Source organism: Streptomyces sp. NPDC104581, assembly GCF_055583685.1.
Genome location: NZ_JBVJNN010000042.1, coordinates 1 through 18,833, shown reverse-complemented (window position 1 = coordinate 18,833; position 18,833 = coordinate 1). Strand labels below are relative to the sequence as shown.

Genomic DNA, 18,833 nt, shown 5'->3' with positions numbered 1-18,833 from the left:
GGCCGATCACGGTGAGACCCCCCCGGTTACCGCTGGCGGCGGCCCCGCACGAGCGCGCTGGCGCCGTACACGGCGATCACCGCGACCATCCCCACGGTGAGGACCATCGCGCCGACGGCGGCGCCATGGGCGACCGCTTCACGGTCCGGCAGCGAGATCACCAACACCTGTCGGCGTGGCGGCCGTGCATGCCTGCGCCTCCGGGACGGTCCGGGCGTTGTCGCCTCATGTGTCATCATGACCTCCTGATAGGGATGGCGTGGGCAGGTGAGTTACGACGCCCTTCTGCGCACGCCGAACCGGGGGCCGTACCCGTGTGGGTGCGGCCCTTGTCGTCACCGGGTGACGAGCAGAGATCAGGCTAGAGGACGTATACAGGCGGCCTCTCCGGCTCACAGCGGCTATGGAACACGGGGTTTGCGCACGCTCCCAGCGGGCGCAAACCCCTGGGAACACAGAGACGCCCGCTACAGCCCTGTCTGTTCGGTTTCATCCGTTTCGTTCGGTTCGTTTTTGATGTGACCGTCGCGACAATCAGTGCACATGTGCGATGTCCGTCCGCTGGTCCGGAAATGCGTGGTGGCGAGCGGGCTCGGGGGCAGCCCCGAAGCCCGATGCACCCGCTCCCGCGCACACGCCGAACACGCTGACCGTCCGGTCTGCCGGTTGGTCGTTGATGCCGAAACGATCATGTTTCATGGGCTGCGGGTCCGGTCCGGGGTCGACGACCTCACCCCAGCCGAGCGTGCGGCCCTCGCCCGTCTCGCCGACCTGGTCGACCGGCGCCGGGACCGGGCAAGAGGGGGAGGGTGCGCTCGCGCGTCAGGCCAAGCGCATGTTGAGCGCCGCCAGTGCCTTGGCGCGCTCGACCGGCAGCTTCATCTTCGACGCCGCAACGCGCTGCTGGCTGACCCACGCGCCGAGCCGTACGTCCTCGCCGTCGTAGGGCTCGATGTGGCCGCGCGGGACGTTCACGTGCCCTTCCCGGTCGTGGTACTGGCGGGCGGCGGCGAGGTTGCGCTCCCACCGCTGTGCATGGGTACGCGGGACGGCGGCGGAAGCGGTGATACCGAGCGTCTTCGTGAGCATCCACTGCTGTGCCGGGGCCAGTTTGGCGAACGCGGTCCTTTGCGCGGCGGCCCAGGCACCCAGGTCTTCGCCGTCGACCACCACTGAGCCCGGCGTGGCGGGGAGCGTCCCGACAGCCTTGACGTGGGCCCAGGCGAGACGGAAGGCACGCTGCCATTCGATGCTCCAGGCGGGGCACCAGCCCGGGTCGATCTCCTCCAGCGCCGCCCTGCGCTCCGCGGAGAGTGCGGCTGCCCCGCTGTTCTCGGGCTCGGGACGCTCGGGGAGTTCGTCGGCGCGCGGGCGTTGGGCCTCGTCGGCCCGGCGGACAGCGGCCCGCTGGTTCTTCAGCCAGCGTCCCACCGGGTAGGCGCCGTGGACGGCGTCGACGGGCGCCGCCAGGCCGACCTGGTGTTCCTCGGCCCACGCCGCCGCCGCGGCGAGTCCTTTCTCGAACGCCGCGTCGTACAGCGACCACACCATGCCGAGGGAGGTGAGTTGCGCGGCGCGGTCCGGAGCCAGACGGCCGGCGGTGTAGTGCGTGCGCATGTCGTGGAGCCACTTCCAGAGGGGGAAGTCCGTCGGAGCCCAGTCGGCGGGGGTGCGGAATCCGTACGGCACCCGCAGGTCCCCGTACTGCCTGGCGTAGTGCTGAGCAGCTTGGAGACCTCGCCGCCAGTGCACGCGCGCGGGGTCGATGACCCGCGTTTCGATGAACCCGGCCAACTGGCGGGGGTCGCGCGGAGTCGAGAACCGCAGCAGCTCCTTCGCGGGCCGGCTCACCGGAGCGCCAGCCTCCCCATCCTCCCCGTTCTCCTGGTCGAGGTCGTCGGTGTCGTCCTGAGGGTCTGGGACACGGTTGGGCGCGCTGCTGGGGCGCGGGTCGGTGAGCTTCTCGATGCGCGGGTCGTGCGCGCGCAGCGCGGTCAGCAGCTTGGCGAGAGGGGCGTAGGCGGGGGAGGTGAGCAGTTCGTCGGGTTTTTCGCCGGGGCCGAGGAACGCGGGTACCACGAGCGTGGCGATCTTCCCCTCGCCGGGCTGCATGCGCAGCGCCCGTCCGACGGCCTGGACCAGGTCGGGCATGGAGCCGCGGACGTCGGCGAAGACGACGGCATCGCATTCGCGGGTGTCGACTCCTTCGCCGATGACCTTCACGCTCGCCACCAGCGACAGTGCGGCCTCGGTGCCGAGGTCGGTCACACCGGCGGTGAACTGGCCGATCACACCTCGCCGGTGGGAGGCTGGGTGTTCGCCGTGCAGCCACTCGGCCCACACCTGCTCCTGCGCCGGATACAGGTCCGGGTTCTCCGCGTGGAGTTCCCCGGCCTTGGCGGGCAGGCCGAGCGCGAACGCTTCGGCTTCGGCGACCCTCTGGTGGAAGGACAGCACCCGCCGCAGTTCCTCGGTCGCGCTCACGTTGAGTGTCGTGGCCTGGAGCGCGGCCAGGCGCTTGCCCCGTACGGCGTCGCTGCCGTCCCCGGCGGTCCGCAGCGCAACGTTGAGTTCCGGGTCCTGTACGTCGGCCACCAGCACCTGGTAGGGGGCGACGATGCCCAGGGCGATCGCCTCGTCCAGGGGGAGGGAGTGAGCGACCTTCCCGAACACACCGTCGGGGTCGTCCAGCATGGAGGCGACCAGCTCGCCCGCCTTCAGACGGCCGCCGGGGTCGTCCTCGTCGACCTCTCCGGCCTGCCACACCCTGGGGGTCGCGGTCATGTAGAGGCGCCGCTCGGCGGGGATCCGCGCGTTGTCGTGGACGACGCCCCAGGGCTTCCCGAGCCGGCCGGATGTCCGGTGGGCTTCGTCCACGATGATCAGGTTCCAGGGCGGCAGCCCGCTGCGGTGGGCCGTCTCCAGGAAGCCCAGTCCGAGGGAGGCGTAGGTCGCGAACACGGTGACACGGCCGCCCTGGGTACGGGTGAGGCGGATGAGTTCACCGGGATCGGTGGTGTGCGGAAACCCGGCTTCCTCGGATTTCAGGGAGGAGACGCCGACGAACGGTCCCGGGCGTCCGCCGTCGCGCCAGGCGCGGGCGGTCTGGTCCAGCAGTACGAGGGACGGCACCAGGACCAGCACGCGGTCGGCGTCGACCTCTTCGGCGATGTGCACCGCGATCAGGGTCTTGCCGCTGCCGGTGGCCATGGTGATCTGCGTGCGCAGCCCGGCGTCCGGCAGTGTTCCGCCCGCCGGGATCTCAAGTTCGCGTACGCCGGCGACGACTGCCTCGGCCTGGTGCTCCCTCAGGGGTGTCAGCATCGGTGCCGCTCGCTCTCATGTGATTCGGGGTCAGGGTTCCAGTCCTCGGCGGCCGTCGTCCAGCTCATCCCAGGACCTCACGTACGGGGTACGGCGGCGGGCCTGGTGGAGCGCCTTCGCCCTTGCGCGGTGCGGAGTTGAGTGCCGCTCCGTCAGTCCCAGGCGCGGATCTCCAGGTGGCTGATCTGGGTGCCGGGGCGGACACGGCCGTTGTCGACGAGCCATTTCTGGACCGCCGCGGTGACGTCGCCGCCCGCCGCGTCGACCCAGCTCTTGAACTCGACCGCGTCGAAACCCTCGTTGCCCATTCCGGGCCCGCCGGTGTTGTCGGCGTAGGCACGTTCTTCGGTGCCGTCACGGCGCTGCACGACGTTGCGCCGCAGTCCCGGGGAGTCCCGCTTGCTGCCGGCGTCGTGGAGGAAGTCGCCCTTGCGCGCCCGCACGGTGAAGGCCACCTTCCCGCCGTTCTCGGCGGCCTCCTCCACCACGGGCCGCAGGCGGCTGGCACCCGACCGGATGTGCTGCCTGCCCGCCTTGGCGAGCGACGACGACCACGTCGTGACGGGTTTCCCGTCGTCGCCGATCACCGGCCGTCCGCGCCGGTCCCGCTCCGTCTTCACCGAGCGCTGCGCGTCCTTGCGCCGGACGCGGGCCTTGTAGCCGTCGCGGTTTATCCGGGGCTGCACGTGGGCGGCGGCCAGGGCCTTGAGGCTGTTGATGTCGCGCGGCCCGCCCGCCTGGACCTCCTGGACGACCGAGCGCAGCGCCTCGACGAACGAGGCGCCTTTGTTCTTGGTGAAGAACTGCGAGACGAGCGAGGGGTCGCGGCCCAGGATCTCGCCGACCTGCTTCTTGTTGTACCCCTCGCGCACCAGGGCCTCCGTCAGCCGCGCCGCCTCGTTGAGCGGCGGCCGACGGCGCCCGCCGCCGGTTCCGCGCCTTCTGCGTGGCGTCATGCCAACTCCCTTTCATAGGCGCCCGCGAGGAGTTCGCGGCGCCGTGCGCCCGGTCGGCCGGCGGCCACAGGGGCCCCGCGCCCGCGTGCGGCCGTGTCCGACCGTACGGGCCGGGGACGGGCCGCACGGTCGCGCCGGCAGTAGTTCCCGCTGGGATACGGGGCGTGGCCGCAGCGGACCGGGGGGAGCGCTCCGGTGCTCACGCCGCCACCCCCGGGTCGTGGTCCTCGTCCTGGTCGTCGCATTCGTGCCCGGAGTGCGCGGGGGTTTCGTCGTCGAAGGTCTCGACGCCGCCGGAGGCGCCGCAGCCGTGGCAGTCCCACTCGGCGTTCCAGATCACCGCGCCTTCCCCGGAGCACTCGTGGCCCGACCATGCGGTGTCCTCGTCCTGCCACTGGGCGTCGCCGCTGGCGCCGCACGCCGCGTGCTGCCACGTCCCCCACCACGCGAGGTCGGTATTCGTGCTCACTGGTCCTCCGCCGTCAGCGCCTGCCGCCCCAGACCTTGCAGGTCGAAGAACTCCGAGTCCGTGGTGGGGGTTTGCTGCTCCGCGTCCAGCGCGCCCTTGAGCAGGTAGTCACCGGGCTCGCCCGCGTAGGGCCACTGCGGGCGGACCGTGCTGTAGATGGCGTCCGTGCGGAAGGCGAGGATCGACCCGGCGGGGAGGTGCAGCGCGCCGGCCTTCAGCGGCTGGCCGCTGTCCGGGTCCTTGGCGCCGGTGCGGGTGGACAGAAGCGCAGCACGCGCCGCCGACCACACCCCGGCTGCCCACTCGGGATGGGCGTACTGGTCGCGGCCGAAGCCCGCGTTGCGCTCCCAGGTGACGTGTGTGCCGGAGCTGCCGGTCAACCGCGCGCCGTCCGGGATCTCCGGCGTCTCCCCGTTCGCCCCCAGCTCCACCGAACCGGTGGTGATACGCGGGCGCTGCGCGAACGTGCCGATCCCGTACAGGTGGATGCTGCGCACGCCCCGTGACGCGAGGAACGCGGCCCGCCGCTGACGCTCGTCCCCCACGAGTTCGGCCCGCGCACGCAGCGCCTGCCACGCCTCCTTCAGGCTGTTCGACCACCCCTTGAGCGGATCGCCCTTCTCCCACAGCAGCCCGTCGAGGACTTCGACACGCCACGGCTGGAGCGGGTTGCGCAACGCGAGGTTGACCTCGGCGCCGCCCGCCCACGTGGTGAACGTGCGACCGCCCTCGTACGGGTAGTGCCAGGCCCGCTCGCCCGGGGCCGGTGCCGGGAGGATCCCCACGTGGTTCCAGTCGCGGGGAATCGTCACCCTCACCTGCCAGTGCGACGGCGCGAACAGTGCGCTCGTCTGTTCCTTCTCGCTCAGCGCGGCGAACGCGGCGGCCGTCATCCTCTGAGGCACGCCGACGCCGCTGGTCCAGGTGTGCTTGGCGTAGGCGAACGTGCGGTCCAGCTCAAACCAGCCGGGGACCCGCTCCGGCACCCGCGGTGGGGTGATCAGCTCGGTGCGGCCCTGCCCGGCGGTGGCGTGCAGCAGACCGCGGATCTCCTGGCTCATGACCGGGTACCCCTCCGCCCACTTCGCGCCCGTCTTGGCCGGGATGGTCCGCGACCACAGGTCCCGGCCGGTCTGGGACGGCGAGCCCATCAGGACGACGTCCGGCCAGTGCTTGTGCAGTGCGTGCCACAGCATCCGGAACGCCTCGCGCACGATGCCCGGGTCGGCGCCGTCGGCGTCGAACCACTCGCCGACCGAGCGGATTTCGGTGTGCCGGTTGGGGCCGAACTGCCAGCGGCCGACCGGGTTGTTCGGGTGGACCAGGTGGCCGGCCATCCGGTCCTTCCCGCGTGAGCTCTCGACCTGCCACCCCTCGGGCAGCGGTCCGTTCAGCCAGGCCGCGACCGCGTCCTTCTTCCACTGGTGGCGCTCGGCGTCCCGGTGCCAGGGGTCGCCGCCGGTGATGTAGATGCGCTCCACTTCCGCCGGGACCGTCGCGTACACGGCGGTCAGGATGTCCGCGACGCTCGCCCGCCCCAGGTCGAGTTGCACCGTTCCGCCCCGGCCGACGAGCACACCGCTCGCCGCGTCCAGGAACACCGTCTGCCGGTCCGCCTGACGGAAGTTCGGGCGCTGCGACGCCAGGTCGGGCTCGGCGCGGAACCACCGGTCACCCGCCGCTCCGCCGGGGATGGACGGCAGGACCCGCTCCTCGCCCTGCTCCGCCGCCGTGGCGATGTCTGCGGCGGGTGCGGGGGAGTGGGCGACGTCCGCAGGGACGGACGTCGTCCCGTCCGCCGAGTCGGCACCTTCCTCCGGCTTCTGGTCCTGCGCGGGCGGCGCGTTCTCGGCGGCTGTGGTGGGCTCGGCGGGCGGGGCCGTTACGGCAGCGGCGCGCAGATCGGGAGCCGGTGCCCCCTGCGGCTCCTTGAGCTTCTCGGCGGGCTCCTGTGACTCCCGCTGTTCAGCGGTCGCGGGAGCCTGCGGCGTGTCCACGGATCCCTCAGCAGGGCTTTGGGGACCCAGAGAGGGTGCCAGGGTGACGATGTCGATCACGGACAGGCCCGCGGACGTCGCGAGGCGGTCCGCCTTCGCGTTCCCGTACGCGCTGAGTTCTTGGATCTTCTCGTCCCGCGCATGACGCAGTTTGTCCAGCTCGGCCTGGAGCTTCGCGAGCTGCTTGTCGAGGGGCTTGATCTGGTCGCGCACCGTACGGAGTTCGGCGAGGCCCGCGGTGTAGGTCTTGCTGTCCATCGGCTATTCCTCCGTCGATGAGGTGGGGGCCTCGGGGGGCCGGGCGTGAACGGTGACCCGGTAGTCGCCGGGTACGGACACCACCAGGTGCCGCGGGCTGTCCAGCGTGACGACCGCCCCGCCGAGGACGACGTGCCGCTCGTCCTGCTGCTCCTCGGCCGGAGCCGCGTCGCCCTCAAGGAGGTCGTCGAGCGAGAGGACCTTGAGGGGGGTTCCCTCTCCCTGCCGCCATCTCGGTGCCGGTGCGCCGAGCTGGGCGGCGAACCGGCGCGAGGGCCGGCCGAAGAACCGCACACGCGGGCGGGGGCCGTCGTCGACCCATTCCCACGGGTGGCCGTCGGCGTTCGGCACGACGTCGAACACGCCCATGGTCTCGCCCCGCCGGCAGCCGACGACCACTGCGATCCGGTCCGGGTCGAAGTGCATGCGGTCGGTGCTGGATCCGATCCATGGGGACCAGGCTTCAAGGATGACCTGGGCCGGGGTGCTGGTCCCGCGTTCGACCTCCGGCCAGCGCCTCACCACACTCACCGCCAGCGCCTGATCGGGGTCCTTCTTCGTCGTGGACGGCATACGACCTCCTGCGCGGTGGAGCGGTTGAACTCCGACCCTAGCAACTCTGACTTACTCATCGCAAGTGTTTGTGAATGTTACTTGTTGGCGCGGTCGAGACGGCCAGGCGAGGGGTCGCTCGCTCTCCGTCGCTGGTCCCGGATCGTGTGGGCAGCGCGCGGCGCCCATCCAGCTCAGCCTGGCGGGCTCCGAGCGGGAGCGTACGAAGTGGCCGTGGGCTGGGGCGTCCGAGAGACGCGCCGACGATGCGCCTCCGGCTGCAACAGTGCGCTGCCAGCGGTGCATTGTCAGCGCCGTGTTGGCTCGGGAGGGTGGGATCATGACGAACACCGAGAAGGCCACTCGTACGCCCCGAGCCGTCTCGTACGGAATGCGCAACGAGCAGGCAGCGATCCTGGCCCGCCTCGCCGACCGCTACGCCGAAGCCGTGCCCGCGATCTGTGCCCGCACACCGGAGGCGTCGGTGTCCGGACTCCTCCACGCCGTCAATGCCCACCAGGTACGGCGCCTGTTCACTTCCGACGCGCGCTGGCGGCGGACCACGGGCATCACGGAGGTGCCGGAGGACCGTACGGAAGACGTCGCCGCCGCCCTGGAGCTGCTCCAGGGCGCACGCGCCGATCTCGAAGGGCTGGAAGCTGCACTGCTGCTTGCCGCGCGCTCGAACAGTTCCCGCACGGGCAAGCCCCTGCTGACGTTCGAGCAGATCGCCGATACGCTCGGAGTCGAGTCGGAGCAGGCTGCCAAGTGCCGGTACCGCCATATGGTCGGCATGCTGGATGCCACCTCCTCGGGAGCCGACGGCACTCCGTAGCGAGGTCAACGCCGACCACACGGCTTCCCCGTTGGCCGTAGTCGGGGAGTTGGGGACGTCAGGATCATCGGGAAGCGCCGGCCGTAATCGGGGGCGCGGCTGCGGCTCCGAAGGGGCCCGCTTACTCGCCGTTGGTGTGCTGCGAGGCGATCCGGTTCAGGCTCGGTGCGGGCAGCAGGCGGCCCTCTCAGTTCTCACCCGTACTGGTGAGTGGGCGCGGGGCGTCGTGGCCGCCGGGCGGGCCTGCCGCCGCTGGATGGAGCGGGACGGGGAGGCGCATCAGGGCGAGGAGCGTACGGCTGAGATCGGTCACGGGGCGGGTGCCGTCGAGGACGAGGTCGGCGAGCGCCCTTATGGGCGCGACGTGTCGTTCGTGGGCGTCGCGGCCGTGAGCGAGGTAGCCGCGCAGACTGATCTCCGGGTTCGCCCTGTCCGCGATCTTCCGGAGGGTCTTGCGGGCCAGACGGACATCGGCGGGAGCGTCCACGAAGCAGGTCCACGCCGCGGTGGCGCGGATACGGGGCAGGAGGGCGAAGGTGCCCTCGATGACGAGCAGCGTGGCGTGGCGGTGGCGGGTCACAGCGGCTTGGACGCGGTCGGGGTCGAGGGCGCCGGGGTCGCTGTAGTTGACGACGACGCCGTGCCTGTTGATCGCGGGCACGACGGGCGTGCGTGCGGGGTCGTCGTGGAAACAGGTGTCGAGGTGGATGACGGCGGAGCCGGGAACGGCCTGCTGGAGTTCGGCCGCGAGGGTGGTTTTGCCGGAGCCCGCACCGCCGGCCAACGCGAGGATGGGGGCGGTGGTGTGCGCCACGTACGTCTCGATCCGTGTCGGATGGCAGAGCACGTGAGTGTAGGCAGCGGGTGCGGGCCCGGACGGCCCATTGTCAGGGCGAGTTGCCTCGTGAGCTGGGCACGGTCGCGCTGAGGATCACTCGATCGAGTACCCGGCCGGGGAGGGGCCCGACGGCGGTACCGAGGGTGTCGTCGGTCATGGAGCCAGGCTGGCTCCGGTTCGTGTACGTGGTGGCCGTACGCCCGCAGCCGGGCGGTGTTGCGGGCGGTCGCGGGGTTTTCCACATGCGGGTGTTCATGCTCGGGGCGAAGTGGACGCCGGGGCCGTGTACGAGGACGAGCGCGCTGAGCAGGGTGTCGGCCATGCCGTGCGCGCAGCGGGCGAGCGTCGTTGCCGTGGCGGGGGCGACGAGGAACAGGTCGACGCCGTCCAGGAGTTGGACGTGCAGCGGGTCGCCGGGCCTGGTCCAGTCGGCGTCGGTGAAGAGGCGGACCCGGCCGGGAGGGGGGTGAGGAACCGCTCGGCGGCGGGGGTGGCGACGACGGTGACGCTCTCGGCGTGGTGCAGGGCGTCGGCGACGAGCTGGCCCGCGGCGTCGGCCGCGCTGGATCCGCACACGCCAAGGAGGATGCGCCTCAGGCCGCTCATCGGACCGGCTGCTCGGGCACGAGCGTGGTGCGGCGGTGGGGGAAACCCGCTGGCGTGCGGTTCCGGCGCTCAGCTAGGGTTCAAGGCGTAGTCCGGCCCCTCGGGGCAGGTCTGCTTTCACGGGCCCCGGCTTCGGCCGGGGCTTCGTCATGACGATCCACTGTTCCTGGCGGACGGGAAGTCCTCGGGCCGGGGGTCGACGAACTCCCTCACGGGGTGTCACGGGCCGGTGGGAGCCGCTGCGGCCGGGAACGCTGACGGGCGTGTCAAACGGGGGATGAGAGGGAGGCGAGCGGGGACCGGTGGCCTTTGCCGACGGCCCGCAGTTGCTCCCAGTCGATCTCGGTTCGCACGGTGGGCAGGGCGTCGACATCGGCGGCCCGGTAGAGCGGGACGTCGACGGCTCCCGCGCGGGAGGTACCGAAGCGGACCTCGACCGACTGCGGGGACGTGATCCAGCCGAGGCGCACCATGTGGTTGAAGTCGGCGCGGCGTACTCCGAGTCGGGCTGCGGCCTGTTCGGGGCCCAGCGGGGTCTCGGCGGCGACGAGTTCCGCCAGGTCCGTCCGCTGGCAGACGTCCGCGACCTGACCGGGGTGGAGCACCGAACTGGTCGGGTTCGCGCCCAGTTCGGTGAGCAGTTCGCGGTCGATGAGCCGTCGTACGACGAACACCGTCACATTCGCTTTCTCGCCCGGCTGGTTGGGCGTGCCGAGGGCCTCGGCGATCCGGGCGGCCGCCGCGCTGCCGGAGATCGGCGGAGTGGCGAGCGAGGATCGGATCGCGTCGGCGTCCAGCGCTTCCACAACGGTGCGGGACCAGCGGCAGGAGGGCATGTCCGGATCCGGGACGAGTCCGGTGTGACGGGCCCACCGGAACGCTGCTGCCGGCACACCCAGCCGCTTGATGACCTGGCCCTCGTCGTAGTCGGCTCGTCGCGCCACGGGATCCTCTCTCACACGGTCTTCAAAAGTCATGAATCGAGTAAAGCCTGAAGACGGTCAATATCAATATAAAAGTTGGCGAATTGGGGTACGAGTGGCCGGGCTAGACGACCCTGCCAGGAGATACGGGTGGTGTCGCGCCGGGTGTCACGCTGGGCCTGGCGGAGTGGGGCACCTCGTCACAGCCGCCTGGAGTGTGCCGACGGCATAGGCCGCCAACCTCACTCCCGCTCGGGCCCTTCCCCGCTCGAAGTGAGTCAGCGCCAGTGCGGTCAGAATGTCGGCGCAGGGCCCGGTCACCTCGCCGTGGACCACGGCGTACATGCTCGCGATGGGATCGAGCTTCATCTGCTGGCCGTCGACGTTCATCCGCGTGGTGGCCGGGTAGGCGCGGCCGTCGGCGAACTCAGCGCTGTCGCGGTCCACCGTGACGAGTGGGGCCAATGCCCGGCGGGGGGAGCAAGCGTCCCCACTCCGGCGCGCCGACAGGGCGCGGCGTGCGATTGACGCTCCGGTGTCTGCGGCTCTGCTTCGGCTTGGTCACGGTCAGCTCCTCTTCCCCGACGCGGTCTGCACTGGCTAACGACGGCCGGGTGGTGACCGGTATCCGCCGATCGGCGGTTCGTCCCTGGGGCGCGTCGACCTGATGACGGCGGCGGCAACGGCAGCGCGGGACGGCGTCTCCACTCCGGTCGCGCTCTCGCCCCGAGGGCGGGACCCGGCTGTGTCAGAGTCCCTCTTCCAGGACCGCGCTGGTGCATGGGGCCTTGGCGCGGTAGCGCTCGCGAGTCTCTGACCAGGGTGCTGCGCTGTCGTGGCCCGTACACCCTGTGCCTCCGCAGTGTGGCCGCGTACCGTCCGCAGGCTTCCAGTTGACCAGCGCCACTCGCCCGTACGCCTCGTATCGCTCCTTACTCTCCTCGGCCTCCACGACGCTCTTGGCGAGTTCTTCCTTGGTCCAGCGCTCCACCGGTGCGAACGCCCCGCCGCCTACCCAGCGCTTGCGGACCATGCCCACCAGGTCCCGCTTGTTGTACTTGCGCATCAGTTCGCCTACGCGCCGGTTGTACTCCAGGCTGAGCGCCGCCTCGGCCCGGCGCTGATCTTCCGTCATGTCGTCGACGTTCATCGTCTTTCCTCGCTCATCGTCCCTGCATGGCTGCTTGCACGGCGGTGCGGATCGCCATGTCGGCGTGCCGTTCGTCCGCGAGTTCCGAGAAGTGCCGGGCACTGCCGGGGTACTCCCTCAGCACGGATGCGAGGATCTGCGCGCCGTGCCCGGACAGGGAGCGCAGCCAGGTCTTGATGGGGCCCTGCGGGTCCCACTGGTCGAAGCGCTCGTCCCAGATACACAGGCCGCGGGCCGCCGCTTCCAGCAGGTCCCACTCGTCCTCGCGCGCGGCGCCTCGGCTCACCCCCAGCAGCCACCGGATGGCGCGGTCCGCTTCCGTGAACGTCGGCCATGTCCCACGGTCGCCGTCGACCTGGGCGGCCATGGCCTCAACGAGTGCGATCGCGCGGGCCGGGTTGTCCAGGAGGACGGGCAGAGCGACCTCGACGTTCAGGCGGGCGATCACATCGAGGTACAGCTCGTAGTTGGCGGCCTGGTCGACGGCGAGGTCGACCAGGTGCTCCGCCGCGTCCTCGTCGCCGTCCGTGGCCTTCTGGAGGAGGGCGTGGGCCCGGGTGATCGGAAGGTCTGCGGGGCCGGTCTCGCGCTCGATGAGCGTGATGAAGTCGGCGATGGTCTGGGGGCGGGCAGCGGGGTCGGCGTAGGTGGCCCGGCGTACGACGCCGCGCCACGGCCCCGGGGCGGGCAGCAGCGGGACGTTCGTCTGCGGCAGGTCTCCGGTGAGGATCCAGCCGATGACCTGGCCGAGGCTGTAGATGTCGCTCGCCGGGCAGGCGCCGTTGTGGGGGTCGCTCTTCAGTTCCGGGGCGGCCCAACCGCCCGAACCGATCGACGCGTTCGTCAGCCGGCCCGCCGCGCTCGTCTCCCCGCGCGGGCGCCGTGCGATGCCCCAGTCGGCCACGGTCCAGCGGCCGTCCAGGAGCAGGATGTTCTCCGGCTTGATGTCCCGATGGACCCAGTCGTGCTCGTGCGCCGCGGCCAGCGCCGCGCACACCGCGTCCACGAGTTCACGCAGCGCCTCATCGCTCCGCACCTCGCTGCGCCGCTCGGCGAGCGTGCCCTGGGCCATCGGCATGACGAACCAACCGAAAGCGGGGTCGTGGTCGAGCACGGGCATCACGTGAGGATGCCCCCGGAGCCTCTGCGCGATGGTCACCTCCCGCTCCATTCTGCGGCGGGCACCAGAGCGCTGGGAGCGCCGGCGCTTGTAGGCCACCACCGTGTCCGACGGCTTGTGGACGGCGCGGAAGACTTCTGCCTGGCCGCCATCGGAGGCAAACGCGACACGGTTCATCCGGTAGTCGCTCTTCCGCCCGCGGGCGGAGAGGCCCACCGCGTCCCAGCCCGTGAGTTCCGGACCGGCAGCAGCCGCACCCGCGCTAGGCAGCAAGGACGGGCGGAGTCCGGAGATACGGGTCAGGACCGGTCGCACGTGCTCGTAGTCGTTGGAGGGCACGGACGCCAGCAGGTAGGCGGGGCCTTCTCCCGGTGGCTGTGCCAGTCCCAGGACGCGATCGAGCTGGTACTCCAGGAGGAGCTCGCCCTGCGCGTCGTCGACTCGGGTGCGGTGCAGGTCGATCCGGTTGCCGGAACCGCCCGTTGACGCGCTCAGGACCGTGTCCGGCTCGGTGACAAGCAGGTGCCCGGGGTAGTGCCCGGCGGTACGGATCCAGCCCTCCTGCCGGTTGAGGTCGGTTGAGCGTTCGAGGTCCGCGACCACGCTGTGCCCGCCGGCGGCCAGGAAGAACCGGCGGCGGTCCAGCCACACGGCCGAGCGGACGGAGGCGTCGAACGCGAGCGGATAGCGGAGCTGGTCGCCCACCTTCTCGCCGACCCGTGTCAGCGCGAGGGTGCCCCCCTGCCCGGTCCCCAGCGTCACCCCGGACCCCGACAGGACCCACGGCTCGCCATCGTGCCCCGCCACCAGCTGTGACCCCGGCTCGTCGAACGCCCCGGCGACTACGCGCAGGATGCGTTTGTGCCAGCGGACCACCGCCGGGCCGGCCATGACCAGCACCTCACCGTCCGGCCCGATGAGCGGCGCACCGTGGCAGCCGGGCAGCTTCAGGAACCACTCCGTGCGGCCGCGCACAGGGTCGAGCTCCAGCAGCCCGTCCTCGCAGGTGACGAGAAGAGACCCCTCGCGCCACGCCATGCCCGTCGGCTGCACGCCCGTCGCCTCGCCGACGAGAACGACGTCCGACGCGACGTCCCGCCATGTGTGCGTCGGCACACTCACCCGCACAGTTGTCCGGTCGGGCGGTGCCATGACCAACGGCATCGCCGGCGGTGCGGCGGATCGCACGAGCTCCTGAAGCGTCAGGTGGATTTCCTGGCTGCGGAAGATGTCCCGGATCAGGGAAGCCAGGTCCAGCAGGCCCGCGACCGCTGCGTCGAGGTGGCTGCGATCGAGCACCACACCGAAATGATGTCCACCGTCGAAGAGTTGATCTGCCTCGTCCCCTGTGAGGGCCAACGAGAGCAGTGCCCAGCGCACCCCCCCAGGCCGGCCGCTGCGGCCTTCCTTCCGCACGGTACGGGCGATTCGTTTACTTACCCTGGCGATCCCGCGGGTGGTACAGCTGACCAGGTAGTCACGACCCTCGAAGTCAAAGGCCACCCCAGGCGCGTTACCGATCTGGGACACCCGCACCGCCGCCGCGTCGACCGTGCGCCGCAGCAACGCCGCGACCAGGGCCGCGAGTTGCCGGTTGCGCTCGTCCCGGCTCAGCGTGTCGTCCCCGGCTAACCGGCCGTACTCGGCGACCAGATCCTGCGGTTTCTGTACCTCGTTCACGCTGCGCGCTCTCCGCTCTCCGCCCCGGCAACGACCGGCCAGGCGCGGCTACGCACGATTCTGCCGCAACAACGCAGCGCCGGAGGGACGTTGACCAGACCCCGCGAGGCCGCCACCGACCAACAACACCCGCCCGCCGTCAACCTCTTGTCGTTGTCCCCGCGCGACGCCCACCGGCCTCGGCGCCCCTCGCCGGCCGCGCGGGGCATGTGTCGTCGAACTACGTGGTCAACCATCATATGACCAATTATCACGCGGTTCAGAATGGGTAGAATTCCTCGCCAGTAGACCCGATGGGATAGCCCGGAGGAACGCAGATCGGAATGTACTGAATTCGAGCCAGTCATACTCGTGATTCCACCCCGTGTGCGCATCCGCACGGATCCATTGTGTTTCTTTACCATGCGAAAGCGAGCCCCTTGATGAACACCTCCGACAGGCGGCGGCCACGGCGCCGTGTGCCCGAAGCACGCGCCCGCGCCGCCGCCGCACCGATCGACCACGCGAAGATCGGCCGGACCTCGGCGCGACGCAGCGCGCGAGGGATGACACACGCAGAGGCTGCCGCCGCCCTCGACATCGCCTATTTCGAGCGCCGTCAGAACCTGCGGCACGAAGAGACCGCCGACGACGGCGGACGGAGCGAAGCCGCCCTTCTGGAGTGGCAGCGCATCGTGCAGCTGCTCGCCGCCAGCGACGGTCCGTACGATCCGGACGCCGACGCGGTCGTCCAGGAGGAGCTCGCCGAAAACCGGTGCCGCGAAGAAGCCACGCAGGAACTCCACCAGGAGCAGCAGCAACTCGCCGTCCGGGCCGACGAACTGGCGAGCGCGGCCGGGGACGGCCGGCTCGACCGGACCGTGCCGAGCCGGCCGGGGGACGAAGCCGCCCGCGACCTCCTGGCCGAGCGCCGCGACTACCGCACCGCGGCAGTCGGCGTCTGGCTCGCCCGCGCCCTCGTCGACCGCTCCGGCCACTACAGCGACCCAGACGCCCGTACGGCCGCCGACAGCTCACTGCCAGCCGAGGTACGCGCCCACGCCGCGCTGCTCGCCGCGCTCGCCCGCACCGGCGCTCCAGCCGTGGATGAAGAGCTGGACTTCGTCGGCCGTCTTGCCCAGGCCGACCCGGTCGCCACGGCCGCGCTCGCCGCCTGGCTCACCGACACCCTCAGCCCCGGGGCGAACCGGAACCCGCTTCCACGGTGAGGCTCCAGGTGATGTCCAGGGCGGGGTGAGGACGCAATCATCCCTCGGCATCCACTCCGGGTCGGATTGTCGCTACGGTAGGGAACCAGATGACACATGGGGCATCAGCCGGCGCCCGCCAACTCCGGCGCTTGGATACTCCCCGTTTGTTCTCTCCCACCGCCAGGAGACCGCCATGACCGCCCAGACGCCCGAAGACAACGGCCGCAAGCTGCACATCAGCGTCCCGGACGATGTGTACGACCAGATCGCCCTCCTCGCAGCCAGTGAGCAGGTGCCCACGGAGGAGTACGCCGCGCGGATGCTCGTGGACGACGTGACAGAGGCCCGATTCCTCAGCGGTGCCCAGGAGTTCATCAGCGAGCACGGGCCCGGTTTCGCCGCGCGATTCGGTCCGGACACCGCTGGAGATCAAGCCGCGTGATGCTGACGGTCGACCTCCGCTGGCTTCTGCGGATCGCTCAGGAACACCTTCCCGGAGACCCGGACATCGTTGACTACGGCGCGCTGGAAGCCGCCCGCGCCCGTCACTGCGCGGTCGTCATGGACACCACCGTGTACGACGGACCGTATGTCCGCGCTGCGGCGCTCATGCAGTCCCTGATACGTGTGCCTGCCCTGGAGCACTCCAACGAGTTGTACGCAACCGCGGTGGCCGCCGCGTTCCTCCGGGCCAGCGGTCGGGCCGTGAAAATCTCCACTGACCAGGCGGCAGACCTCGTCGACCAGATCAAGGGCACAGAGGTGCCCGTCCGTGACATCGCTACCGCCCTGCGGACCTGGGCACCCAGTAACTGAGACGCCCCACACTCCGACGTCCGCCCCGCAATCCTCGCGACCTTCGGCTGCGCTCGATGATCCGGCGGGCGCTCACACCGTTGCCCACGTGCGCCAAAGGCCGAGCCTGGCTGCCTACGCGAGCTCTGTGCACAGCTGGAGCGGTACTCAGGTTGTTCTACTTCTCCAGAACATGCCGGTTCACCTGGTGCTACCGCCCGCGTGCCGCTCGCCGTGCAGCACCGACCGTGGCGGTACCTGGCCCTTGTTCTGCTTCTCCAGAACATGCCGGTTTAGCTAGTGCTACCGGCACGGGTAGGAGCGGAGCATGAAGAGGGCGCTGCACCCAGGGGTGCAGCGCCATGAGGTCTTCGCGGGGCCAGCGGTGCGCTGGAGGGCCCGGCAGGGCCGTCAGCCGGGGTTCAGCCGACGGCGGCGAGGTTGGCGAGCTGAGCGGCGTACCGGGCCCGTCTCTGCTCGGTGAAGCGCTCGGGCTCAGCCGCCTTGATCTCCGGGATCGGCATGACGGGGGAGGAGACCTTGCCGCCGGTCAGCAGCGGGTGGAGCTGGTAGAGGCCGTCTTCCAGGCTCCAGGCGAGTCCGCACTCACGGAGTTCCCTGAAGCCGCGGTTCACGGTGGGCTTGCTGGCGCCCAGCTCGGCGCACATTTCGTTCTGGCTGATCGCGGCGGTACCGGTCTCATCGTCGCTTAGGTACATCAGCTCGTCCAGGACCCGGCGGCCAGCGTTGGTGATGTCGACCAAGGCCAACAGACGCAGAACAGCGCGGGGAATCGTGACGGGGGCCTCGGTGGGAGGGCTGGGGACGTAAGAGCTGCTCACGGAGCCTCACCACTTCCTTCACATGGACGCTGCAATAACGAGGATATGCCGTGCGAGGTCATGCGCTCGCCTTCCCGACGGACCGCCGACGGCGGAGCGTGACAACCTTCTCCCGGCGGCGGGCGGCCTCGATGGTCCTTTTCTCCTCTTCCCTCATCTGGCGCCACTCGGCTGGGTAGTTGGGGTGCGGGATGATGCAGGCTGGCCCCTTGGCGTTGTTCCAGAGGGCCTGCCACTTCTCTTGCTCGCCGGAGGTGCCGGCCACCGTCAGCCACGGGTTGAGCTGGAGGATGCCGCGCTTGGCGCTGCGCAGCCAGCCTGTGTGCGCAAAGAACTGGCTCGCCTCGTTCACGGAGGCCGCCGACAGGCTGCACCGTGCCTGAAGATCGCGTTGGCTGGTCTTCACGAAGCCGCGGGCGGCGGCCCGGGTCTGGTCATCGGCACGGTTGGCGTTTTGCAGCGCGACCAGCTTGCACCAGACCTGGAACCAAGAGCCGGGCATCTTCAGGCTCCCGAGCACGTCCATCAGCAGACGGGCGTCCAGGACGTAGCCGCTGCATTCCGCGCTCGCGACGAACTCGCGACCCTTGATCTTCTCCACGCCCAGGATCAAGCCGCCCTTGCCGTCCGACCGCGCGACCACGCGCTCACCGGGGCGGACGATCGGCAGCTGTTCCATCAGCGCGGCCTCCAGAGATGATCAATGTTTCGTGAAGCACGGTAGCACCAGGTAAACCGGTTTGTTCTGAAGGAACAGAACAAACGATGGCTCACAGTAACCTGATGCTCCGTCAGCTCTGAAGGATGTTTGTTCTGGATCTCCAGAACACCCAAGAAGCGTTTGTTCTGGAGATCCAGAACAAACCGTTTTGTATTCATGCAGGTCAGAGCTGGTTTCGATGCGAAACCCTCTTATGTGTTACTAGAACCCGGCTACCAGCCCGACAGGGCTCGCGAGCCGTCAGGCGCAAGCGGCCGACGGCGGGCGTGTCGCCGCCTGCAACCACCCGATCGAGGCGACACACCCTTGATCGAGCTCGCTTCGCACCCATCGTCAAACCGCTGGCGCCTGAATTAACCGTCAGTTCGGCTCCAACTATAACTACCCCATACTTAATTTTTAAGCCCTCAATATTCAAGCTTCCGTCCTGTTTCGGAACATCAACCGCTATTCACTATCCACCCTTCCATTAGTTTCTAAACGTCTGACGCATTGTCAGGTTTGGGGTGTGGTGGTGTGGGTGTTTGGTGGTGGCGGGGTGTGTGGTGTGTTGTTTGGTGCGGGGTGGGGGCCTGTC

Annotated in this window: 18 protein-coding genes and 1 pseudogene; 4 read left to right on the top strand and 15 right to left on the bottom strand. The window is 70.0% G+C overall.

Annotated elements, in window-relative coordinates; genetic code table 11:
- Positions 1-26 precede the first annotated feature (26 nt).
- The 6 genes from ACZ61E_RS26860 to ACZ61E_RS26835 form a co-directional block, all read right to left on the bottom strand.
- Complete coding sequence (locus ACZ61E_RS26860) at positions 27-161, bottom strand: hypothetical protein (RefSeq protein WP_469702443.1); 135 nt, start codon at positions 159-161, stop codon at positions 27-29.
- A gap of 661 nt (positions 162-822) precedes the next feature.
- Entirely contained in the window at positions 823-3,324 is a 2,502-nt protein-coding gene (locus ACZ61E_RS26855; protein ID WP_469702442.1) for a helicase associated domain-containing protein, read from the bottom strand.
- Between the two features lie 152 nt (positions 3,325-3,476).
- Positions 3,477-4,280, bottom strand: coding sequence for a hypothetical protein (locus ACZ61E_RS26850; RefSeq protein ID WP_469702441.1), 804 nt, complete (start codon positions 4,278-4,280; stop codon positions 3,477-3,479).
- Between the two features lie 199 nt (positions 4,281-4,479).
- The gene (locus tag ACZ61E_RS26845; protein WP_469702440.1) at positions 4,480-4,749 is read right to left on the bottom strand and encodes a hypothetical protein; all 270 of its coding nucleotides are present in this window, start codon (positions 4,747-4,749) and stop codon (positions 4,480-4,482) included.
- Positions 4,746-7,004 carry a Mucin-19 gene (locus tag ACZ61E_RS26840; RefSeq protein ID WP_469702439.1) on the bottom strand — a complete coding sequence of 753 codons (2,259 nt, stop codon included), beginning with the start codon at positions 7,002-7,004 and terminating at the stop codon, positions 4,746-4,748. The genes ACZ61E_RS26845 and ACZ61E_RS26840 overlap by 4 nt, the downstream gene beginning before the upstream one ends.
- 3 nt (positions 7,005-7,007) lie before the next feature.
- Complete coding sequence (locus tag ACZ61E_RS26835; RefSeq protein ID WP_469702438.1) at positions 7,008-7,577, bottom strand: hypothetical protein; 570 nt, start codon at positions 7,575-7,577, stop codon at positions 7,008-7,010.
- A gap of 319 nt (positions 7,578-7,896) precedes the next feature.
- Between ACZ61E_RS26835 and ACZ61E_RS26830 the strand changes: the two genes are divergently transcribed.
- On the top strand, positions 7,897-8,391 hold the full coding sequence (locus tag ACZ61E_RS26830) for a hypothetical protein (protein WP_469702437.1): 495 nt from the start codon (positions 7,897-7,899) through the stop codon (positions 8,389-8,391).
- 187 nt (positions 8,392-8,578) lie between these two features.
- On the opposite strand, the gene ACZ61E_RS26825 is transcribed toward ACZ61E_RS26830, so the two are convergent.
- The 7 genes and pseudogenes from ACZ61E_RS26825 to ACZ61E_RS26795 all read right to left on the bottom strand — a co-directional run bounded on the left by ACZ61E_RS26825 (position 8,579) and on the right by ACZ61E_RS26795 (position 14,708).
- Positions 8,579-9,238, bottom strand: a complete 660-nt coding sequence (locus tag ACZ61E_RS26825; RefSeq protein WP_469702436.1) for a uridine kinase family protein — start codon at positions 9,236-9,238, stop codon at positions 8,579-8,581.
- 40 nt (positions 9,239-9,278) lie between these two features.
- Positions 9,279-9,635: a flavoprotein gene (locus ACZ61E_RS26820; RefSeq protein ID WP_469702486.1), complete on the bottom strand. Its 357-nt coding sequence runs from the start codon at positions 9,633-9,635 to the stop codon at positions 9,279-9,281.
- A gap of 65 nt (positions 9,636-9,700) precedes the next feature.
- Positions 9,701-9,835: pseudogene (locus ACZ61E_RS26815) on the bottom strand (hypothetical protein); the annotation flags it as partial.
- Positions 9,836-10,101: 266 nt separating this feature from the next.
- Positions 10,102-10,812 (bottom strand): hypothetical protein, encoded by a 711-nt coding sequence (locus ACZ61E_RS26810; RefSeq protein ID WP_469702435.1) that lies wholly within the window; start codon positions 10,810-10,812, stop codon positions 10,102-10,104.
- A gap of 114 nt (positions 10,813-10,926) precedes the next feature.
- The gene (locus ACZ61E_RS26805) at positions 10,927-11,205 is read right to left on the bottom strand and encodes a hypothetical protein (RefSeq protein ID WP_469702434.1); all 279 of its coding nucleotides are present in this window, start codon (positions 11,203-11,205) and stop codon (positions 10,927-10,929) included.
- A 301-nt stretch (positions 11,206-11,506) separates the two neighbouring features.
- Positions 11,507-11,893, bottom strand: coding sequence for a hypothetical protein (locus tag ACZ61E_RS26800; protein ID WP_469702433.1), 387 nt, complete (start codon positions 11,891-11,893; stop codon positions 11,507-11,509).
- A 28-nt stretch (positions 11,894-11,921) separates the two neighbouring features.
- Positions 11,922-14,708 carry a protein kinase domain-containing protein gene (locus tag ACZ61E_RS26795; protein WP_469702432.1) on the bottom strand — a complete coding sequence of 929 codons (2,787 nt, stop codon included), beginning with the start codon at positions 14,706-14,708 and terminating at the stop codon, positions 11,922-11,924.
- 545 nt (positions 14,709-15,253) lie between these two features.
- On the opposite strand from ACZ61E_RS26795, the gene ACZ61E_RS26790 reads away from it, so the two are divergent.
- From ACZ61E_RS26790 to ACZ61E_RS26780, 3 genes are all read left to right on the top strand, one after another.
- Positions 15,254-15,916, top strand: coding sequence for a hypothetical protein (locus ACZ61E_RS26790; protein ID WP_469702431.1), 663 nt, complete (start codon positions 15,254-15,256; stop codon positions 15,914-15,916).
- A 175-nt stretch (positions 15,917-16,091) separates the two neighbouring features.
- The gene (locus ACZ61E_RS26785; protein ID WP_469702430.1) at positions 16,092-16,340 is read left to right on the top strand and encodes a hypothetical protein; all 249 of its coding nucleotides are present in this window, start codon (positions 16,092-16,094) and stop codon (positions 16,338-16,340) included.
- Complete coding sequence (locus tag ACZ61E_RS26780; protein WP_469702485.1) at positions 16,340-16,714, top strand: fic family toxin-antitoxin system, toxin component; 375 nt, start codon at positions 16,340-16,342, stop codon at positions 16,712-16,714. The genes ACZ61E_RS26785 and ACZ61E_RS26780 overlap by 1 nt, the downstream gene beginning before the upstream one ends.
- Positions 16,715-17,115: 401 nt before the next feature.
- Here ACZ61E_RS26780 and ACZ61E_RS26775 read toward each other — a convergent pair whose 3' ends face one another.
- Positions 17,116-17,535, bottom strand: coding sequence for a helix-turn-helix domain-containing protein (locus ACZ61E_RS26775; protein ID WP_469702429.1), 420 nt, complete (start codon positions 17,533-17,535; stop codon positions 17,116-17,118).
- A 58-nt stretch (positions 17,536-17,593) separates the two neighbouring features.
- Entirely contained in the window at positions 17,594-18,214 is a 621-nt protein-coding gene (locus ACZ61E_RS26770) for a hypothetical protein (RefSeq protein WP_469702428.1), read from the bottom strand.
- Between the last annotated feature and the right edge of the window lie 619 nt (positions 18,215-18,833).

Coding starts and splice junctions, on each gene's coding strand:
- ACZ61E_RS26855 (WP_469702442.1), bottom strand. CDS start 3,324: ATGCTGACACCCCTGAGGGAGCACCAGGCCGAGGCAGTCGTCGCCGGC.
- ACZ61E_RS26835 (WP_469702438.1), bottom strand. CDS start 7,577: ATGCCGTCCACGACGAAGAAGGACCCCGATCAGGCGCTGGCGGTGAGT.
- ACZ61E_RS26790 (WP_469702431.1), top strand. CDS start 15,254: ATGACACACGCAGAGGCTGCCGCCGCCCTCGACATCGCCTATTTCGAG.
- ACZ61E_RS26810 (WP_469702435.1), bottom strand. CDS start 10,812: ATGACTTTTGAAGACCGTGTGAGAGAGGATCCCGTGGCGCGACGAGCC.
- ACZ61E_RS26840 (WP_469702439.1), bottom strand. CDS start 7,004: ATGGACAGCAAGACCTACACCGCGGGCCTCGCCGAACTCCGTACGGTG.
- ACZ61E_RS26785 (WP_469702430.1), top strand. CDS start 16,092: ATGACCGCCCAGACGCCCGAAGACAACGGCCGCAAGCTGCACATCAGC.
- ACZ61E_RS26780 (WP_469702485.1), top strand. CDS start 16,340: ATGCTGACGGTCGACCTCCGCTGGCTTCTGCGGATCGCTCAGGAACAC.
- ACZ61E_RS26850 (WP_469702441.1), bottom strand. CDS start 4,280: ATGACGCCACGCAGAAGGCGCGGAACCGGCGGCGGGCGCCGTCGGCCG.
- ACZ61E_RS26770 (WP_469702428.1), bottom strand. CDS start 18,214: ATGGAACAGCTGCCGATCGTCCGCCCCGGTGAGCGCGTGGTCGCGCGG.
- ACZ61E_RS26830 (WP_469702437.1), top strand. CDS start 7,897: ATGACGAACACCGAGAAGGCCACTCGTACGCCCCGAGCCGTCTCGTAC.
- ACZ61E_RS26800 (WP_469702433.1), bottom strand. CDS start 11,893: ATGACGGAAGATCAGCGCCGGGCCGAGGCGGCGCTCAGCCTGGAGTAC.